Origin of the sequence: Geodermatophilus poikilotrophus, from assembly GCF_900111455.1 — a bacterium.
In the GTDB taxonomy this organism is placed as follows: Bacteria; Actinomycetota; Actinomycetes; order Mycobacteriales; family Geodermatophilaceae; genus Geodermatophilus; species Geodermatophilus poikilotrophus.
Genome location: NZ_FOIE01000001.1, coordinates 385344 through 404851, shown reverse-complemented (window position 1 = coordinate 404851; position 19508 = coordinate 385344). Strand labels below are relative to the sequence as shown.

Genomic DNA, 19508 nt, shown 5'->3' with positions numbered 1-19508 from the left:
GGCGGTGGTGAGGGCCAGGGCGGTGGTGAGGGCCAGGGCGGTGGTGAGGGCCAGGGCGGCGCAGGGGACGGAGTGAGCGAAGCGCCGCTCCACCGCAGGATTGTGGTCCACGCGCAGAGCGAGCGGCTGGAGCTGGCCGACGTCCCGAACACCCAGGAGGTCTGCGCCGATGAGTTGGAACTGGACGGCTACTACCCGGGCCTCCAGCCTGGCCGTCGGGTCGTCGTCACGGGGGAGCGCACCGATCTCCTGCGCGACGAGCTGGACTCGTCGGGCAAGGAGGTCACCGGGGTACCGGGCACCGAGCTCGTGATGATCTCGACGGTCCAGCACAGAACGGGCGGACCGGCCGCTCGCGTGGCGGCTGACGGTGGCGGGGACGCCGCCCCCGCCGCGCAGGCCGCCACGCGGGACACCGTGCACACGGTGCTCGGCTTCGCCGAGCCGCTGCGGTACTGCTACCGGCGCGAGACCGTCCGGGTCCTCGGCAACGTCGCCCACGCCACGCACGGCGAGAGCCGGGCCGAGGTACTCGGCGGCGGTGACGCCACGCGTCCGCTGCAGTCGTTCCCCCTGCGGCAGGGCCCGCTCACCCACCTCCCGGCGCCCACGACGACCGGTACGGCGGCCAGCCTCGAGGTCCGGGTGAACGACCTCCGCTGGCACGAGGCCCCGAACGCCGCGGCGGTCGCCCCGGGGGAGCGGGGGTACGTGCTGCAGACCGGCGACGACGGGACGACCCGCGTCGTCTTCGGACTCGGCGCCCGGCTGCCCACGGGCAGCGACAACGTTCGCGCGCTCTACCGGGGCGGGCTCGGCGTCGAGGGCAACGCCCGGGCCGGGCAGATCAGCGTGCTCGCCTCCCGCCCCAACGGCGTCACCGCGGCGACGAACCCCCTCCCCGCCGGCGGGGGAGCCGGCCCGGACGACGTCGACAGCATCCGGCAGCGGGTCCCGGTCGGCCTCACCGCGCTCGACCGGCTGGTCTCCGTGAGGGACCTGGAGGACTTCGCGCGTGCGTTCGCCGGCATCGGCAAGGCCCGTGTCGCCACGGTCCCCGGGGCGCCGACGACCCGGTACACGCTCACCGTGGCCGCGGTGGACGACGCGCCGCTGCGGCCCGACTCGGCACTCCTGGAGAACCTGTGCCGGGCGCTCATCCGCTTCGGTGACCTGGAGGAGCGGCCGGAGGAGTCGGAGGAGCCGGAGGGGGCGAAGGAGAAGGTGCTGCACACCCGCGGTTGGCCGGATGCCACCGTGGCCATCCGGATCCGCACGGCGCTGCTGCTCGCCATCCGTGCACGGATCCGCACCCTGACCGACCACCCCTGGGAGACGGTGCAGCCCCGGCTCCGGGACGCGCTGGTCCGGACGTTCGGCTTCCGAGTTCGCGAGATCGGGCAGGTACCACACCCCGGTGAGGCGATGGCGGTCATGCAGGGGGTACGTGGGGTCGCCTGGGTGGACCTCTTGGCCTTCGGGACGATCGAGACTGGCTCCCCCGACGCGCCGAGGTCCCCGGCCGAGGTGGCCGGTGCGGCCGCGGCCCTCCTCGGCGACGCCGGCGCACCGGGCGTGCCCGATCCCCCGGAGGTCGGTGAGGACCAGATCGCCTACCTCTCGACCGACGCACCCGGGACCCTGCTGCTCGAGCTCGCAGGGGAGCCGCAGCCATGAGCGCCGACCGGTTCTTCGAGCTCCTGCCCGGCGTCGTCCGGGCGCCCGGCAGCGAGATCGCCCTGGCGCTCCGCGACCTCCTCAGGGTCCTCGGCGAGGAAGCGGACCTCGTGGAGGAGGACATCCGGCGGACGTACGCCGACCTCTTCATCGAGACCTGCGAGCCGTGGGCCATCCCCTACATCGGTGACCTGGTGGGCTACCGGTGGCTCCCGGTCCCCGAGGGGCGACGGGACTGCGGGGAGGCCCGGCCGGTCCCAGGGGTCGTCCCCCGCAGGGCGGTCGCCGACACCATCCGTCACCGCCGGCGCAAGGGCACCCGTTCGGTGCTCGAGGACCTGGTGCCCGCGGTGAGCGGCTGGCCCGCAGTCGTGTGCGACGGCGAGGGCGATGGCGACTGCGCGGGAGCGCCGCCCGGCTCGGTGACCGTCAGGGCGTGGCGCCTGCCCTCCTGGCCGCTGACGGCCGTGCGGCCGTTCCGGGTGCGCCGCCGCGTCAACAGCTACGAGCTCAGCGTGCTGGGCAACGACGCTCCCCTCTTCACCTGCGCCCACCCCTCGGCCGAGCAAGACACTTCCGGCCGGCCGCCGATCGTGCGGCGGCTGACGAACGAGGCGCTCGAGGCCGACCTCCCGCGCCACTACGGCCAGGGCAGGAACCTGCTGCTGTACGAGGACGGCGCACCGATCGCCGTCGAGCGGATCACGGTGCGGAGCCTCGCCGCCTGGAGCCCCGAGGTGTTCGGGGACCGCGTCGCCGTGGACCCGCAACGAGGGCGGGTCATGTTCCCGGAGCGCTACGACCTCGGGGAGCTGACCGCCTCGTACTGCCACGGCTTCCCCATGGCCATCGGGGGAGGGGAGTACCGGCGAGGGCAGCCGGGCGTCCCCGTCCTGGCGTCCTTCCTCCGGGCCGACGACCTCGGCGTCGGCTTCCCCGCCCGGCTCCTCCAGGGGCAGGACCCGCTCAGCCGGCTCCTGCGCAGCCTCATGGACCCGGTCGTCGTCGCCGGTCTCGCGGGGGCGCCCGTGGCCGGCAGGACCCGCCTGGCGGCGGAGCTCAACCGGATCATCCAGGCCCACGACCTCGTGGAGGTCGTGGACGAGCAGGAGCTCGACGAGGAAGCGGTCGCGCTGCGGGACGGCGCCGCGGCCGGTCCCGGGCGGATGCGGCTGAACCGGCTGGTCCTGGAGGCCCGGTACGCCGGCGACATTCCGCGGTCCTACGCCGTGACGCGCGTCCGGTCCGGGGCGGGGCCGACCATCGCGGGTGCGGTGCGGGCGCTGCAGCAGTCCGACCGTCCGCCCCTCCACCTCGTCGTCGAGCTCATCGACAGCGGCCTCTACGTGCAACCGGTCAAGATCGAGGTGCCCGAGGGCCACACCCTCGAACTGCGCGCCGCCGAGGGGTGCCGGCCCACCGTGCTCCTCCCCGAACTACGGGAGGACATCGACGACATGACCATCCGCTGCGGACGGGGGAGCCGCGTCGTCCTCGACGGCCTCATGGTGGCCGCGCACCCGGTCCGCTTCTCGGGTGATCCCGCCGAGGTCGTGGTGCGGCACTGCACCCTCGTGCCCGGATGGGAGCTCAACACGCGCTGCGAGCCGCGCCACGGGACCGAGCCGAGCCTGATCGTCACGGACCTGCCGCGCAGGAGGCGCGGCCCGGAAGGTCTCCCTGCCGACCGCCCCCCGGAGGCACTGCGGCCCCCCTGCGTCGAGGTCGACAGGAGCATCGTCGGGTCCATCCTGGTCCAGCGCGACGAGGTGGGGCCCGAGCCGATCCGCCTGCACGTCCTGACCAGCGTCGTCGACGCCACGACCACCGGCAGGGACGCCATCGCCGCGCCGAACGGACGGCGGGCGCACGCCGTGGCCACCGTCGTCGACAGCACGGTCATCGGCCGCACCCACCTGCACGCCGTCGAACTCGGCGAGAACTCGATCTTCACCTCGAGGATGGACGTCGCCCGCCGGCAGGTCGGGTGCCTGCGGTACTGCTACGTCCCCTGGGCCTCGCGCACACCGCGGCGGTACGCCTGCCAGCCGGACCTGGCCATGCTGGCGGCGGGCGAGGAGAAGCCCGGCGCGGAGGCCGCGAGGGTCGAGCCGCGGTTCACCACGCTGCGCTACGGCCGGCCGGACTACTGCCGCCTCGCCGACGGCGGCCCCGGGGAGATCCGCACCGGTGCCGACGACGACTCGGAGATGGGCGTCTACCACGACCTCTTCGAGGCTCGGCGGACCGCGAACCTCCGGGCAGCCCTCGAGGAGCACCTGCCCCTCGGCTGGCAGCTCGACATCCAGTTCCGGTCATGAAGCGGGTCACGCCCGACTCAACTCGGGCGTTCGGGACGCTACCCGCTCAGGCCTTGGGAAGCACCCGTACGTGTTCGGGGCGCACCCATCGTGCCCTTGAGAAGTTCGGGTAGATGCCGAGCTGGTTCAGGTTGTCCTTGGTGGCGCGTGCGGTACCGAACAGGTCCTGGGTGGCGTCGTCGGCCGGAAAGACGCAGGCGGCCCGCACGTTCGCGAACGGGACCCACGGGTCTAGATCGACGACGGGGATCGAGCCCCCTGCGGCAGCGGGCACCGTCCGGATCGGGATGTCCACCTTCACAGGGACGGACCCGTTGAAGAAGGTCAGGGTTCGGGGGACCTGCAGGACCAGGAACCGCGGCCGCAGTCCCTCCGGCACGTCCAACGGGGAGCTGCCCTCGTCGTCGAAACCGGTCACCCCGCCCCACTCGACGTCCTGCAGCTGCGCTGTGCCCTCGCGGAAGGTGGCGAGCGCAGCCCTGGGCCACGGTGCCCGGATGGACCGGACGCTCGGGGTCACCGAGGGGGGGAGCCAGACCTCCTGCTTGAACTCACGGACGTTGAGGGGCAGCGCTTCCCGGATCGCCGGCGTGGACCGCCAGTCCTCAAACGCCTCGTCCCGGGTACGGCCAGTGCCGGTGTCGATGAAACGGAACTCCGGACCCGGTTGGATGGCGCTCTCCGGCGGTCCCTGAACCTGCCGAAAGTGGATGATGACGAGGATCCCGAGTTCCGGGTTGCGCTGCCGTCTCCGACGAATATCGGGCTCCAGCTGGCCGAGGGCCTGCTGTACTCGCTCCCGTTGGATGTCGTCGTTGATCACGTTCAGGACGAAGTTCACCCCGGAGAGCGCCAGAGCCGCTCCCTGCAGAGCGGCCGTACCCCGCGGGGACGGTCCGCTCACCGTGGTGCCGCGCATGTCCGGCGTCCCGACCTCGGCGCGGACCCCGGCGCCTGACTGGGGCGGACTCGTCCTGGCGGGTGCCGGTGGACCAGGACGCGACTGGGTGCGGCCGGGTGCCGGTGGTGCCTGACCGGTGCCGGGCGCTGTAGAGGACGGGCGGAGATCGGCCGAGCCGGTCGGGTGTACTGCCGCGTAAGAGGCAACCTCGACGCCTCGGAACGTGCCTGCCACCTGGAAGGTGGCGTTGGTGCAGCTGGAGCACGCCGGGATCGGCTCCAGGACGGTGCCGTTCAGCCGACTGCGCATGGTGAGAAAGCTGATTCGGCCACGGGCGTTCGGCGGCATGTGACGGGAGATCTCCTCGAAGAGCTTGATCTCTGCGTCGTTGATGTGCGAGAAGGGGAACTCGCGCCGGACGGACGCGCCACCGATGCTGCGCGCGGCAGACAGTGTGCGGTCGGTGGGCGTCTGCGCATGGGGGACGGCGGCCCCGTGGCCCAGGTCGTCCGTCTGGGAGGAACTGACCGCGCGCAACTCCCGCGGACCGGCGTACCCCTCCACCTCCACGATGGCGGCACCGATGACGCGAGTGCCCCCCGGGAGAGGGCCTCCAGTTCGGATGATCTGCTCGAGCCTCGAACGGGTCGCTTCGCTCGCTCCCAACGGGGAGGGAGGTCCAGTAGCCGACCCCGGCGAACCGGCCTGCCTGTCGTCAGGGTGGCGCATGACCATGGGGACGCCACCGGCGCGCTGCTGCACGACGTGCGCCAGCTCGTGTCCCAGCACGCGGCTGCCACCGGACGTGCCAAGGGATAGATCACCGGTGACGACGTCCTCTCCGACAGAGAAGGCAAGCGCCCGCACCGCATCCAGGGATCGGCGGGCCGATTCGCCGACATGCAGTCGGACGGTGGAGAAATCCGCACCGAACCGTGTCTCCCAGGCTTCCCGGTGCTGCGGGTCCAGCTGTTGCGACGATGAGCGGAGGGCTTCCTCCACGACAGGGGGAGCCTCCGCGGACGGGATGGGCGCCGGGATCGAACTCCATGTGCCACCCGAGGCCAAGAGCGTGGCCTGAGCGTCTTGCGGGCCGTCCGCAGCGATGTGCAAGCTGCTGGTCGGCACATCCTGCACTGCAACGCAGCGGTGGGGCGGCGCGGGGGCCTGCATGGGTCCGGCGCCTGCTGCTGGGCGCCCAGATCCCTGGACCGGACCGGATGGAGCTGGAGCCCGAGCACCGGACAGCGGTGATGGCTCGGCTCTACAGGAACCCATCCTCGACCACCTCGAACGCAGCCCTATGTGAGCAGTATCGCACCTCAGCCGCCCGCTGCGACGGCGAGCGGTGACCGTGTCCGCGGAGTGGCAGGTGCATGCGTTGGTCCCCCGCCGGACCGCGGGGTCGCCTCCGGTCGGTGCAGGACCACCGGACGGGGCGCGAGACGTGACGGCGATGTGCTCCGCATGAGCCTCGTACCGGAGCGGCTGACCGGGCCGGGATCGCGCACGCCCTCGGGCACGGCCACGGCCGGCGGTGAGTTCCTCGTGCCTGTATCTCGGCGCGGGTCAATGCGTCTGAACGGGTGGAGGTGCCGGCCGAGGCGTACCCGGCCGCAGTCGCACCGAGGCAAGGAGGCCTCTCGCATGCCCATCCCGGTGTCCTCGCGTCCGTCACGGGCCCTGTTGGTCGAGGGTGTCCACCCGATCGCGGCCGGCCTGCTCGCCTCGTGCGGCATCGCCGTCGAACAGGTCGATCGGGCCCTGGGCCCCGAGGAGCTGGTGCGACGGCTGCACGGTGTGCAGGTGCTGGGACTGCGCTCGGGCACGCAGGTGACCGCCGACGTCCTCGCGCAGGCCCCGGACTTGCTGGCTGTGGGGGCGTTCTGCATCGGGACCAACCAGATCGACCTGCAGGCGGCCACGGCGCACGGGGTGGCGGTGTTCAACGCCCCGTTCTCGAACACCCGCAGCGTGGTCGAGCTCGCGGTGGCCGAGATCATCGCGCTCACCCGCCGGCTGACCGTGCACGACGACGCCATGCACACCGGGATCTGGCGCAAGTCGGCGAAGGGCAGCCACGAGGTGCGCGGACGGCGGCTGGGCATCGTCGGGTACGGCAAGATCGGCAGCCAGCTCTCGGTGCTCGCCGAGGCGCTCGGCATGCGGGTGTTGTTCTTCGACACCGCAGACCGGCTCGCGCTCGGCAACGCCCGCCGGTGCGCGACGCTCGAGGAGCTGCTCGCCGACTCCGACGTGGTGTCGCTCCACGTCGACGGCCGGCCGGGCAACAGCGGCATGTTCGGCGAGGAGCAGTTCGCGGCCATGGTGCCCGGTGCGCTGTTCCTCAACCTATCCCGGGGATTCGTCGTCGACCACGCCGCCCTGCGCCGGCACATCGACAGCGGCCACCTGGCCGGCGCGGCGGTCGACGTGTTCCCGGACGAGCCTGCCGCGGCGGGCGACCCGTTCGAGTCCGACCTGCGCGGGCTGCCCAACGTCATCCTCACGCCGCACGTCGGCGGCTCCACCGAGGAGGCGCAGCAGGACATCGGCGAGTTCGTCGCCACCAAGCTGACCGGGTACCTGGAGCACGGCGCCACCGGGCTGAGCGTCAACCTGCCGGAGGTCCAGCCGGCCCGTCCGGCCGGGACCACGCGTCTGGCGCTCCTGCACCGCAACCAGCCGGGCACGCTGGCCCACGTGAACGACCTGCTCGCCGACGGCGACCTAGACGTCGGGCAGCAGGTCTTCGCCACCTCCGGCTCGGTCGGCTACGTGGTCACCGACGTGCGCGGCCCCCTCGCGCCAGCCGTGCTCGACCGGGTGCGCGGCATGCCCGGGACCATCCGGGTCCGCGTGTTGTCCGCCTGGGTGTCGTGAGCCGCCGGGACCACCGTGCCCGGCAGCAGCGGCGGCCGAACCGCCGTCAGGTCATGTCGACCGCGATCTTCAACTGCCCCGGCCGGGGGGCGAGCGCGGCGCTGAAGGCGGCCTCCACGTCGACGACGGGGTGGACGTCGGTGACGTAGGCGTCCCGCAGGGCGGGGTGCTCCGCGAGGTACGTGCCGGCGTCGGCCAGCACTCGGCGCCGCTCGAGGGTGATGCCTCAGCGCAAGGTCAGGTTCTTGCGCAGGAAGGTCATCATGTCGAACGGGTAGACCGGGTCGTCCGGGACGCCGAAGTAGAGGACCTGACCGCAGGGCGCCACGGCGTCCAGTGCCGGCTGCAGCGTCGAGACCTGGTGGCCCACCGCCTCCACAACCACCGACGGCCGGTCGGGATCGGACAGCGAGCCCGCCCACCGCTCGGCCCGGGCGGTGACGACCTCGTCGACGCCGAAGACGGACGCGACGTCGCTGCGGTCCACCGGGTCCACGCCGGTGACCCGGGCCGCGCCGCGGGCCTTGAGGACGGAGCTGAACAGCAGGCCGATCGGGCCCTGCCCGATCACCCCGACCGCCTGCCCCGAGACGTCGCCGAGCTGTTCGGCGGCGTAGAGGACGCAGGCCAGGGGCTGCAGCATGACCGCGGTGGTGGCCGGCAGGCCGGTGTCGTAGGGCGCGAGGCCGTCGCCGTCGGTGACCACGAGTTCGGCGATGCCGTCGAACCTGGACGCCCAGCCGACGACGAGGTCGCCGGGGGAGTGGTCGGGGTGCTGGCTGGCGACGACCTCCCCGACGATCTCGTGCATCGGGAAGCCCGGCGCCCGCGTGGCCCCCCAGCCGTCCTCGGCGGCCGGGTGCGGCCACACGTCACCACGGAAGTTGGCAGGTCGCTGCCGCAGATGGCGCCGGCGCAGGTGGCCAGCAGCACGTGCCGGGGCGGGAGGGTGGCGAGGTCCGGGGCCGCAACCTCCACCTGCTCGAAGCGGAAGGGACCGCGCAGCGTCTGTGCCCACATGGGTGTCCTCCGTCCCGCGCGGCGGGCCGGCCCCTCGGGTCCCGCACCGCCGGACTGTCCGCTCAGCCTGCAGGATGGCCGCGGTCGAGCACCCCGGCCAGCGCGGTGGTCCGTCCGTGCCTCCGTCGCTGGTCGCCGTCTCCGACGGTGCGCGGTCCGCGACCCAGAGCGGAAGCAGGTGGCCGCCCCCGGGTCACTCCAGGCCGGAGCGGGGGGCTGGGGTCGACGGTCACCGGGCCCCAGAGCAGTAGGGCTCTGGATCGGCCCGGGTCCCGCTTGGCAGCATGGTGCCCCCTCACACAGGCGTTCAGGGACCCGCCGTCCTCGCCCGGCCGGTGGCCGCTGAGCTGCGCCGCTCCCAACGAGGAGCCCCCGTGTCACGGTCGCTCGCTTCCCCCGCCCGTACCGAGCCGCGCGAGGTCGACGTCGTGGTCGTCGGCGCCGGCTTCGCAGGCATGTACGCGCTCCACCGACTCCGCCAGCAGGGCTGCACGGTCCAGGTCTTCGAGACGGCGGAGGACGTCGGCGGCACCTGGTACTGGAACCGCTACCCCGGTGCCCGCTGCGACTTCCCGAGCATGGACTACTCGTACTCCTTCGACCCGGACCTCGAGCAGGAGTGGGAGTGGACGGAGAAGTACCCGACCCAACCGGAGATCCTCCGCTACGCCCAGCACGTGGCCGACCGCTTCGACCTGCGCCGGGACATCCGGTTCCGGACCACGGTGAACGCCACGGTCTGGAACGAAGACCGGGCGCGGTGGTCGGTGCGCACCGACCAGGGCGACGAGGTCTCCGCCAGGTTCGTGGTCCACGCCTCGGGCCCGCTGTCGACCTGGAAGACCCCAGAGGTCCCGGGTCTGGAGAGCTTCCGCGGCGCCTGGTACCACACTGCGCGCTGGCCGCACGAGGGCGTCGACTTCAGCGGGCGACGGGTCGGCGTCATCGGGACCGGCTCCTCGGCCATCCAGGCCATCCCGATCATCGCCCAGCAGGCCGCCGACCTCACCGTCTTCCAGCGGACGCCGAACTTCGCCATCCCGGCACACAACCACCCCTTCGCGGCAGGGTTCCAGGACGGCGTCAAGGCGCGCTACCGCGAGCTGCGCGAGCAGGCGCGGGTCTCGATGTTCGGCATCGCGGTCCCCGTGCCCGAGCGGTCCGCTCTCGAGGTGGACCCGGAGGAGCGGCGCCGCGTGTACGACCGCGCGTGGAACGACCCCGACAACGGACTCGGCGACGTGTACGCGGCCTTCACCGACGTCCTGGTGGACCAGGCCGCAAACGACACCGCCGCCGAGTACGTCCGGGACCGGATCAGGGAGATCGTCGAGGACCCCGACACCGCCGAGACGCTCTGCCCGAAGGACTATCCGATCCTCACCAAGCGGTTGTGCGTCGCCACGGACTACTACGAGACCTACAACCGGGACGACGTCCATCTGGTCGACCTGCGCAGGAGTCCGCTGGTCGAGATCACCCCGGCCGGCGTCCGCACCACCGAGCGTGAGTACCACCTCGACGACCTCGTCCTCGCGACCGGGTTCGATGCGCTCACCGGCGCGCTGACCTCGATTGACATCCGCGGCCGCGGCGGGCAGCGGCTGAAGGACAAGTGGGCGGCGGGCCCGCGTAGCTATCTCGGGCTCGCTGTCGCGGGCTTCCCGAACACGTTCATCATCGGCGGCCCGCAGACGCCCACCGTGCTGTCGAACGTCATCGTGTCGATCGAACAACACGTCGAATGGATCTCCGATGCGATCCGCCACGTGGCGGAGCACGACCTGAGCACCATCGAGGCGCATCCGGGATCAGAGGACGCGTGGGTCGCGCACACCCGTGAGGTGGCCGGCACGACGCTCTTCCCGAGGTCCAACTCCTGGTACCTGGGCTCCAACGTCGAAGGGAAGGCGCGCGAGTTCATGGTCTACCTCGGTGGGGTCGGCCCCTACCGGGCGAAGTGCGAGGAAGTCGCCGCGAAGGGCTACGAGGGCTTCGTCCTCGGCCGCTCACCGGCAACCGCCGGCGCCGCGCGGCAGCATGCCGGAGTGCCGAGGCCTGCAGATCACACGAGCGGACGGTCGGCGCACCGGGCGTAGGCGTCGTGCCAGGGGCGGAGCCGTTCGAACGCCGCGCTGGCGGCCAGCACGTCCGCGTCGGCGTAGCGGCGGCCGATCAGCTGCATGCCGACCGGCAACCCGTCGACGTCCCCGGCCGGGACCGAGGCGGCCGGGTGCCCGGAGAAGTTGACGACGTAGGTGAGGCACCACCCGATGAGCGGGTCGACGTCGACGCCCTCGATGGTGCTCGGGCCGACGGTGTTGCCGTCGTCGGCGTTGTCGACGGGCAACGCCGCGAGGGTCGGGGTGACCAGCAGGTCGTGGGAGCGCAGCACCTGCTGGATCCGGTCGTAGACGTGGGTGCGCATGCGCTGGTCGCGGAGCACGTCCTGGGCGCTGAGCCGGTAGCCCTCGTCGATCCAGCGCAGGTACTCCGGGGGGAAGTCGTCCCGGTGCTCGCCGAGCAGGTCGAGGCTCTGCGTGCTGAGTCCCTCGAGGCCCTCGATGTTGAGCGGCATGATCAGCCGGCACCACAGGTCGCTCAGCTCGCGCTGGTCGTGGTCGAACGCGAGGTCGACCTCCTCGACGGTGGCGCCCGCCTCCTCGAACGCCCGCACCGCTCGTTCCACGACGGCGGCGACGCGGCGGTCGACCGGGATGTTCCCGACGGTGGCGCTGAAGGCGATGCGCCAGCCGCTGATCGACCGGCGCGTGGCTCCCGCGAAGGAGACGGGGTCGTCGAGGGCGAAGGGATCCCGGTCGTCGTAACCGGCGAGCACGTCGAGGGCGAGGGCCGCGTCGTCCACGGTGCGGGTCAACGCCCCCTCGAACAGGAACGGGTTGACCGAGCCGAAGGCGTTCGGCCGCGCCGTGTAGGGCACCCGCCCGAACGAGGCCTTGTAGCCGTACAGACCGCACCACGAGGCGGGGATGCGGATGGAGCCACCGCCGTCGGTGCCCTCGGCCAGGGGCAGCAACCCGTCCGCGACGGCGGCGGCGCTGCCGCCGGAGGAGCCGCCGGTGTTCTTCGTCGTGTCGAAGGGGTTGCGGGAGGGGCCGAACAGGTAGTTGTCGCACGTGCCACGGAAGCCCATGACGGGGCTGTTGGTCTTGCCGACCAGAACGGCGCCGGCGGCCTCCATCCGCTCCGCGTACGTGCAGTAGGTGGGGACGCTGAAGTCCTTCAACGCACGGATCCCCCCGAACGTCGCCGGCCATCCGGGCTTGAAGTCGAACAGGTCCTTGATCGCGGTCGGCACCCCGTGCAGCGGGCCGAGCGCCTCGCCGGACGTCACCGCCCGCTCGGCCTCCCGCGCCTGCTCGCGAGCCTCGTCGAACGCGGTGAAGACGAGCGCGTTCAGGCTGGGGTTCCGTGCCTCGATGCGGGCGATGACGGCGTCGACGACCTCGACCGGGGAGAGATCGCGGCGTCGGATGCGGGCGGCCAGCTCGGTCGCGGTGGCGTAGGCCTGGTCGTCGGACATCGTCATCCGCCTCTCGACTGGGCACGTTGAGGGGCCGGAGTCTGCCGAGCCTCGCCGGCCGCGACAAGGTCGGGGAGCCGCCTGCTCGACACGACAGGAGCGGTGGGCCCACGACGAGGGCCGGAAACGGCTGCCAGGCGTTCTCTCGTGGGTCGTGACGCGCCCGCGTCGGGAGCGGCACGGCGCAGGCACGCCACGAGGTGTGATCCACGCCATACATTGGCGCGACCGGATCCCCGGTGCCTCGACCGAGCGGAGGAGATGGCCGTGGGGCGTGTCCAGGGAAAGGTCGCCTTCATCACCGGAGCAGCGCGGGGGCAGGGTCGCTCCCACGCCGTCCGCCTGGCGCAGGAGGGCGCCGAGATCATCGCCGTGGACGTGTGCCGAGGCTTCGACACCGTGCCCTACGACGGCGCCACCGAGGCCGATCTGGAGCAGACGGTGAAGGAGGTCGAGGCGCTCGACCGGCGCATCGTGGCCCGGCAGGCGGATGTGCGCGACCTGCCTTCCCTGCAGTCGGCGGTCGACGAGGGGTTGTCCCAGTTCGGGCACATCGACATCGTCTGCGCCAACGCCGGGATCGCCAGCTTCGCCCCGGCCCTCGAGCTGACCGAGGAGACGTGGCAGGACGTCGTCGACATCAACCTGACCGGGGTCTGGAAGACGGTGAAGGCGACGGCGCCGTCGATGGTCGAGCGCGGCCAGGGCGGCTCCATCATCCTGACCAGCTCCATCGCCGGCCTGATCGCGTTCCCCCACCTCGCGCACTACACCGCGGCCAAGCACGGCGTCACCGGCCTGATGCGCACGCTGGCCGTCGAACTGGCCCCGCACCACATCCGGGTGAACTCAATCCACCCCACGACCGTGGACACCCCGATGGTCGCCAACGAGGCGATCTGGGGCCTGTTCCTGGGCGGGGCCCAGGGAGCCACCCGCGAGCAGGCGGCCGAGGGCATGAAGGCGCTCAACGCCATGCCGGTCCCCTGGGTGGAGTCGGTGGACATCAGCAACGCCGTCCTCCACCTGGCCTCCGACGAGTCCCGCTACGTCACCGGGACGACGACGGTCATCGACGCCGGCGCCATGCAACCGTTCAAGGTCCCGCACTCGGCGTGACGCTCGGGGAATCCTCCGGCGGCCTCCGTCGACCGGGTCGACGGGCGGCCCCCGGGCGGGGGAGTGGTCGACGTCCCGGACCCGTCGGGTCTCCGGGGAGGAGACGCTGAACACCGACTCTGCACGCAGCGAGGACACGTCCGACCCCGTCCTCACCAGTGGCCGCGTCACCCGGGACGACGGTGCTGCGGTCCAGGAAGCACGGCGTCGGATCGCCGGCCACCTGGTCGGCCGGGACCGGGAGCTGGACCTCCTGCTGGCGGCGGTCGCTGCCGGGCGCGACGTGCTGCTGGAGGGACCGCCGGGGACGTCGAAGTCCACGCTGCTGCGCGCGATCACGGCCGAGTGGGGGATCCCGCTGCTCTTCGTCGAGGGCAACGCCGACCTCACGCCCTCCCGCCTGGTGGGCCACCACAACCCGGCGCGGGTGCTGCGCGAGGACTACTCGGAGGAGAACTTCGTGCCGGGACCGCTCGTGGAGGCGATGCGCACCGGGGGGTTCCTCTACGTGGAGGAGTTCAACCGGGCCCCGGAGGACACCCTGAACACGATGCTGACCGCGATGGCCGAGCGGCGGATCGCCGTGCCGCGGGTGGGGACGGTCGACGCCGCGCCCACGTTCCGGGTGATCGCGTCGATGAACCCGTACGACAACATCGGCACGACCCGGCTGTCGACGTCGGTGCACGACCGGCTGTGCCGGCTGGCCGTCACCTACCAGGACGCGGCCGCCGAACGCGGGATCGTCGTCCGGCGCACCGGCATCGACTCGCCGCGGCTGGTCGCCGACGCCGTCGGGCTCGCTCGCGCCACGCGCGACCGGGAGGACGTGCAGCAGGGCAGCAGTGTGCGAGGCGCCATCGACCTGGTCCTGGTCGCCGCCCAGCTGGCCGCCATCCGCGGGGTCGGTGTGCCGGACGAGCCCGCCGTCGAGCCCCCGCGCGGGCTGCCGGAGGCCTACACGGCCCTGGTGCTGGACGCCGCGCTGATGGCGCTGTCCGGCCGGATCCACCTCGACGAGACGATCGAGGAGTCCCCCGAGGACGTGGTCCGGCAGGTGTGGGAGGACCACTTCCTGCTCGGCCCTGCGACCGCGGAGCCCGGTTGAAGGGCGGTCGCGGCCGCGTCGCCGCTGCAGCGACGGGGGTCCGGACGGCGCCCGGGAGGCCTCCGGCCGTTGCGGCGCAAGCCCAAGCAGCTCAGCACGGACCCCTCCGTGTTCGCGCCGGCGCCCGGGGGCGGCGGCGCCCTGGTGCTCACCGCCGGTGACCGGAGCCGGCGCGGGCCGGGGCCGCGGCCCGGCGGGAGCACGGCGGCGGGGGAGTCCGGTGAGCCCGCCGCGGTGATCCCGCTGGCCGACCTGGACCCGGCCTCGGCGGACGAGCGGTCGGTGCGGCAGCGGGCCAGGGAGATCGCCGCCCGTCTGGCCGTGCCGCGGCCCCGACGGGACACCCGGGCCCGCCGTGGGCTCGGCGAGCTGGAGAGCGTGCCCTACCGGGCGGGCTCCGACGACATCGACCTGGACCGGACGCTCGACGTGCTGGCCGGCACGCCGCTGCCGGCCGACGAGGACGTCGTCGTCCGGGAGCGGGAGCGGACCCGGCGCTCGGTGGTCTTGGTCGTCGACGTGTCCGGGTCGATGAGGGGGGAGCGGGTGCGGACGGCGGCGGCGGCGGTGGGCGCGCTCGCCGGCGAGCTGCACCGCGACCGGCTCGCCGTCGTCGCCTTCTGGTCCGACGCCGCGGTGCTCGTCCGCCTGGGCGAACCGGTGCCGCCGCAGCGGGTGCTGGACCTGCTGCTGCGCCTCCCGGCCCGGGGGCTGACGAACGTGGCGTTCGCCCTGCAGGTCGCCGGCCGGCAACTGGCCGGGGTCCACCCGCGGGACGCCCGGGTGCTCCTGCTGTCGGACTGCGTGCACAACGCCGGCCCGGATCCCCGCCTCACGGCTGCCGGGTTGCCGCGGCTCGACGTCCTGCTCGACGTCTCCGGCGAGGACGACGTCGAGCTCGGTCGCGACCTCGCACGCCTCGGGCGCGGTCGGTTCCGGCTGGTGCGCGACCACCGGGACGTGGCACCGGCCCTGACCTCGGTCTTCTCCGTATGATCCCGTGCCGACGCCGACCTGCTTCGCGCCCCGGAGCCGCGCGGTGCAAGTCGGTGTCGGAGGGGCGACGCGACACCTGCGCACGCTGATGCCGATGACCTGACCAGCACGTCGGTACGGTGTCCGCCCGGTGACACAGGCGTCGGCTGCAGGAGGAACCTCGTGCCCATCGGCTGCCCCGACCGACCGCGACCAGAGCGGATCGGGCACCGGTGACCGCGGCGGCTCGAGCAGCGCTGGTCACCGGCGGCGCCAGCGGGATCGGCCGCGCGACCGTCGCCCGGCTGGTCGCCGAGGGGTGGCAGGTGGTCCTGGCCGATCTCAACGCGGAGAACGGCGAGCGGACGGCGGCAGAGCTCGGCGCGGACGTGCGGTTCGTCCGGGCCGACGTGTCCGAGGAGGCCGACGTGGCCGGAGCGGTGGGGGCCTGCGTGGCGGAGTTCGGCCGCATCGACTGCGTGGTGAACAACGCCGGCGTGGGCGGTGCCTTCGGCGCGCTCACCGACATCGCCGTGGCGGACTGGGACTACACGTTCGCCGTGCTGGTGCGCAGCGTGTTCCTCGGCATCAAGCACGGAGCCCGGGCCATGCAGGCCGCCGGTCGGGGCGGGTCGATCGTGAACACGGCCTCGGTGGCGGCGTTCAGCGGTGGCGCCGGCCCGCAGGCGTACTCGGCTGCCAAGGCTGCGGTGCTCAACCTCGGTCGGGTCGCTGCCGCCGAGCTGGCCGGCGACCGGATCCGGGTGAACACCGTGTGCCCGGGGCTGATCGTCACGCCGTTGATCGGTCCGGACCTGGAGACGGCGCGGGCGGTGATGCGGCAGGCGCAGCCGTGGCCGGACCTGGGGACCCCCGAGGACGTCGCCGAGGTCATCGCCTTCCTGGCCGGCGACGCGGCCCGGTTCGTGACCGGCGAGGAGATCACCGTCGATGGTGGGCTGCGCGCCGCCGGGCCGCGCATGCACGCCGCCTACGGCGGTGAGCCGCGGGCACGGGGGCTGGCGGGCGTGAACCGGGGCAGCACCGGCCAACCACCGACGGTCCGCCGCGCGTGAGTCCTCGGCGCGCATCCGGGCGTGGTCACCGCCGTGGGCGACGTGGTACCGGTGGCACGCCGGGTGCCACGCGGATCAGCCGCTGATCCGCTTGTAGACGTCGGGCGGGGCCGCGCCGCCGGTGACGATCGCCGCCGACCACTCGTCGAGCTGCCGGGTGAGCGCGGGCAGCTCGGGGCCGATCGCGTCCAGCACCGGCGCGAGGGCGGCCTCGGTCTGCTCCTCGATGCCGTCGCGCAGCCGCCGGCCCTGCTCGGTGAGCGCCCCGTCGGCGACCAGCCCGCGCCGCACCAGGTCGGCGTCCGCCTCGGCCATCGCCTCCGCCGACCAACCGCGGGTGCCGGCGTACTCGGTGTGCGGCCAGCCGACCCAGTACTCGGTCACCAGGTTCATCTGCACGCCGGTGAGGTCCGCGGCGACGTTGGCGGCCAGGTGGACGTCGCCCCGGTACTCGCGCAGCATCACCGCGGCGTGCCAGAGCTGGCCGAGGGGGTCGTGGGGCCAGGGCAGCGACACGAGGCCGGCGAAGAGCGGGCGGCCGACCAGGTGCTGCGCGGCGACGTCGGTGCCGCGGCGCAGCGCGGCGACCGCGTCGGTCACGTCGGCGTCCGGGAGCAGTGCGCGCAGCGACTCCACCGCCCCCTGTTCCCGTGCGGCGAGCACGTCGTCGCGGGTGGCCGTGCTGCGCGCCTGCTCGTAGAGCCCGGTGATGAGCCCCGGCTCGAAGACCCCGGAGGCCGCGACGACCACCGGAGCGGCCGGCTCGCCCATCGGCGCCGCTCGCGCCCAGACGTAGCCGGTGAGGAAGTCCAGCCCCAGGGCGGACAGCCGCTCGTTGAGCTGCCGGCCCCAGATGCTGATGGTGGCGATCGGCTCCGCGGCGTCGCGCAGCCTGCGGGCAGGGGTGTCGGGCACCCCGGCAGCAGGGCGGTCGGCGTCGGGGAGAGTGAGGAAGACCTGCTGCGCCTGGGCGAAGTCCACGCCCGGATGGTGCCCCGTCGAGCCGGGCGCGACCATCCGTGCAGCGCCGCGCTCGCCGCCTGGCTGGAGGACGCGGCGCCGACCACGGCGGTGGCCCGACCGACCTCCGCGGACCAGCCCTCGGAGGTCGGCTCGTCGTGAGCCCGGGCGCCCCTCAGGCGATGCGGCGCACGCGGTTGACCGACAGCCCGCTGTCGTCGAGCAGTTCGGGGATCCGGGCGGCGAAGTCGCGCAGGTGCGGCGCGTCGAGGTGGGCGTCCAGGTCGGCGTCGGACTCCCAGTTCTCGTAGAAGAAGAACTGGTCGGGGTCCCCGATGCCCTGGTGCAGGTCGTAGTTGACGTACCCCTTCTCCCCGCTGGTGGGCTCGACCAGCGCCTCGAGCGCCGCGCGCAGCTCGTCCCGCTTGCCGGGGGCCGCACGCATGTAGGCGATGACGGTGAGCAGGTCGCGCCGATCGTCGGTGGGAGTGGGCACGGGACACCTCCGGAGGGAGCCGGCAGCCGCCGGCGGGGCGGGAGGTGGACGACGCTAGGGCCGGGACGCCGACGCCGCAGGCCGGGACGGAGCGGCACTGCTCTCGCGGCGGGCCGGCGGACTGCGGGGCTACATTCCGGCCGTGACCGCTGCCGGGACCGGAACCGACGACGTCCCCGCTCGCGACGTGGCCGCCCGGATGGCCGAGGCGGCGGGCGCCTGGGTGGACGGCCTGGACGCCGAGCAGCGACGGATCGCCGTCGGAGCGGCCCCGGGGGACGACCCCTCCGACGCCGAGCGCCGGCGCTGGTTCTACACCCCCACCGACCACGGCGGCCTGACCTTCCACGCGCAACGGCCGGCCCAGCAGCGGGCGGCGATGCGGCTCGTCGCCACCGGGCTGTCCACGCCCGGCTACGTCACGGTGGCGACGGTCGTCGGCCTGGAGAACGTGCTCGACCAGGTCGAGGGCTTCGTCACCCGGTTCGACCGGGAGCGCGGCCGCGATCCCGGCCTGTACTACCTGCGCGTCTTCGGCGAGCCGGGTGCCGGCGGCATGTGGGGGTGGCGGTTCGGCGGGCACCACGTGTCGCTGAACAACCTGGTCGTGGACGGCGCGCTCGTGTCGACGACGCCGTGCTTCCTCGGGGCCGACCCCGCCACGTCGCCGTTGCTCGGCGGTGCGGTCAACCGGCCGCTGGCCCGCGTCGAGGACCTAGCGCGGGACCTGGTCCGCTCGTTGCCACCGGAGCTCGCGGCCCGTGCCGTGCTGCTGCCCAAGGCGCCGTCGGACCTGGTCACCGCCAACCGCACCGTCGTGTCCCCGGGGGACCGGGTGATCCCGCTCGCCGGCATCTGGCGGGACGAGCGGTTCCCGGACGCCGGCGAGCAGGCCAGGCTGCAGGCCCTGAGCGATGCGATCGACGATGCCGCCGGCTACGAGGACGACGACCACGCGGCCGTCGAGTACACCGCCGAGCCGCGGGGCGTGCCGGCGTCCGAGCTGGACGCCGAGCAGCGCGGGATGCTGCGGGCGCTCCTGGGGACCTACCTCGACCGCGTGCCGCCCGAGGTGTCCCCGGTGCGTCGCTACGACGACGAGGCCGCGCTCGACGCCGTCCACGTCGCCTGGGCCGGCCCGACGACCCCCGGGGAACCGCACTACTACCGCCTGCAGGGTCCACGCCTGCTGGCCGAGTGGGACAACACGCAGCGCGGCGCCAACCACGCGCACTCCGTGTGGCGCGATCCCGGCTCCGACTTCGGCCTCGACGTGCTCGCCCGGCACCGCGCGGCGCACCACGGCTGACCCGACCTGCGCGTGGCGCGCCCCGGCTCGGCGGCGCTCCGCTGCCGTCGGCGCGGACCCGTCGGTGAGCCCGGGCCGGTGTCTCTGGTGGACCCCGGCCGGGGGTGGTAGTCCTGCGC

The 19508-nt window shown here is 73.3% G+C and carries 15 protein-coding genes; 9 read left to right on the top strand and 6 right to left on the bottom strand.

Translation table 11 applies throughout. The features are described from left to right. Window positions 1-102 precede the first annotated feature (102 nt). A complete protein-coding gene (locus BMW27_RS23150) occupies window positions 103-1677 on the top strand; it encodes a baseplate J/gp47 family protein (protein WP_175486284.1) in 1575 nt (524 codons plus the stop codon). Then, window positions 1674-3998, top strand: coding sequence for a hypothetical protein (locus tag BMW27_RS01810; protein WP_091438177.1), 2325 nt, complete (start codon window positions 1674-1676; stop codon window positions 3996-3998). Before BMW27_RS23150 ends, BMW27_RS01810 begins: the two co-directional genes overlap by 4 nt. Before the next feature lie 46 nt (window positions 3999-4044). On the opposite strand, the gene BMW27_RS01805 is transcribed toward BMW27_RS01810, so the two are convergent. After that, the gene (locus BMW27_RS01805; RefSeq protein WP_175486283.1) at window positions 4045-5901 is read right to left on the bottom strand and encodes an eCIS core domain-containing protein; all 1857 of its coding nucleotides are present in this window, start codon (window positions 5899-5901) and stop codon (window positions 4045-4047) included. A gap of 645 nt (window positions 5902-6546) precedes the next feature. On the opposite strand from BMW27_RS01805, the gene serA reads away from it, so the two are divergent. Next, window positions 6547-7782, top strand: a complete 1236-nt coding sequence (serA, locus tag BMW27_RS01800) for a phosphoglycerate dehydrogenase (RefSeq protein ID WP_091438170.1) — start codon at window positions 6547-6549, stop codon at window positions 7780-7782. Window positions 7783-7828: 46 nt separating this feature from the next. On the opposite strand, the gene BMW27_RS23610 is transcribed toward serA, so the two are convergent. Next, entirely contained in the window at window positions 7829-7984 is a 156-nt protein-coding gene (locus BMW27_RS23610) for a hypothetical protein (protein WP_217638009.1), read from the bottom strand. Window positions 7985-8008: 24 nt separating this feature from the next. Continuing rightward, complete coding sequence (locus BMW27_RS01795; RefSeq protein WP_217638008.1) at window positions 8009-8653, bottom strand: zinc-binding dehydrogenase; 645 nt, start codon at window positions 8651-8653, stop codon at window positions 8009-8011. Window positions 8654-9176: 523 nt separating this feature from the next. Here BMW27_RS01795 and BMW27_RS01790 point away from each other — a divergent pair. Beyond that, entirely contained in the window at window positions 9177-10901 is a 1725-nt protein-coding gene (locus BMW27_RS01790; RefSeq protein ID WP_245743252.1) for a flavin-containing monooxygenase, read from the top strand. Here the strand turns inward: BMW27_RS01790 and BMW27_RS01785 are convergent. Next, window positions 10868-12352: an amidase gene (locus BMW27_RS01785; protein ID WP_091438163.1), complete on the bottom strand. Its 1485-nt coding sequence runs from the start codon at window positions 12350-12352 to the stop codon at window positions 10868-10870. The genes BMW27_RS01790 and BMW27_RS01785 overlap by 34 nt on opposite strands. Before the next feature lie 261 nt (window positions 12353-12613). Between BMW27_RS01785 and BMW27_RS01780 the strand changes: the two genes are divergently transcribed. The 4 genes from BMW27_RS01780 to BMW27_RS01765 all read left to right on the top strand — a co-directional run bounded on the left by BMW27_RS01780 (window position 12614) and on the right by BMW27_RS01765 (window position 16624). Next, complete coding sequence (locus tag BMW27_RS01780) at window positions 12614-13465, top strand: mycofactocin-coupled SDR family oxidoreductase (protein WP_091439720.1); 852 nt, start codon at window positions 12614-12616, stop codon at window positions 13463-13465. A gap of 10 nt (window positions 13466-13475) precedes the next feature. Further along, window positions 13476-14573 (top strand): AAA family ATPase, encoded by a 1098-nt coding sequence (locus BMW27_RS01775; protein WP_342707419.1) that lies wholly within the window; start codon window positions 13476-13478, stop codon window positions 14571-14573. Between the two features lie 108 nt (window positions 14574-14681). Next, window positions 14682-15569: a vWA domain-containing protein gene (locus BMW27_RS01770; RefSeq protein ID WP_245743251.1), complete on the top strand. Its 888-nt coding sequence runs from the start codon at window positions 14682-14684 to the stop codon at window positions 15567-15569. Window positions 15570-15781: 212 nt separating this feature from the next. After that, window positions 15782-16624 (top strand): SDR family NAD(P)-dependent oxidoreductase, encoded by an 843-nt coding sequence (locus BMW27_RS01765; protein WP_091438155.1) that lies wholly within the window; start codon window positions 15782-15784, stop codon window positions 16622-16624. A gap of 75 nt (window positions 16625-16699) precedes the next feature. On the opposite strand, the gene BMW27_RS01760 is transcribed toward BMW27_RS01765, so the two are convergent. Further along, window positions 16700-17605 (bottom strand): SCO6745 family protein, encoded by a 906-nt coding sequence (locus BMW27_RS01760; RefSeq protein WP_091438151.1) that lies wholly within the window; start codon window positions 17603-17605, stop codon window positions 16700-16702. Window positions 17606-17759: 154 nt separating this feature from the next. Continuing rightward, window positions 17760-18080 carry a putative quinol monooxygenase gene (locus tag BMW27_RS01755; protein WP_091438148.1) on the bottom strand — a complete coding sequence of 107 codons (321 nt, stop codon included), beginning with the start codon at window positions 18078-18080 and terminating at the stop codon, window positions 17760-17762. 142 nt (window positions 18081-18222) lie between these two features. On the opposite strand from BMW27_RS01755, the gene BMW27_RS01750 reads away from it, so the two are divergent. Then, a complete protein-coding gene (locus BMW27_RS01750; RefSeq protein WP_217638006.1) occupies window positions 18223-19389 on the top strand; it encodes a DUF3500 domain-containing protein in 1167 nt (388 codons plus the stop codon). Window positions 19390-19508: the final 119 nt, after the last annotated feature.

Coding starts and splice junctions, on each gene's coding strand:
- BMW27_RS01810 (WP_091438177.1), top strand. CDS start 1,674: ATGAGCGCCGACCGGTTCTTCGAGCTCCTGCCCGGCGTCGTCCGGGCG.
- serA (WP_091438170.1), top strand. CDS start 6,547: ATGCCCATCCCGGTGTCCTCGCGTCCGTCACGGGCCCTGTTGGTCGAG.
- BMW27_RS01785 (WP_091438163.1), bottom strand. CDS start 12,352: ATGACGATGTCCGACGACCAGGCCTACGCCACCGCGACCGAGCTGGCC.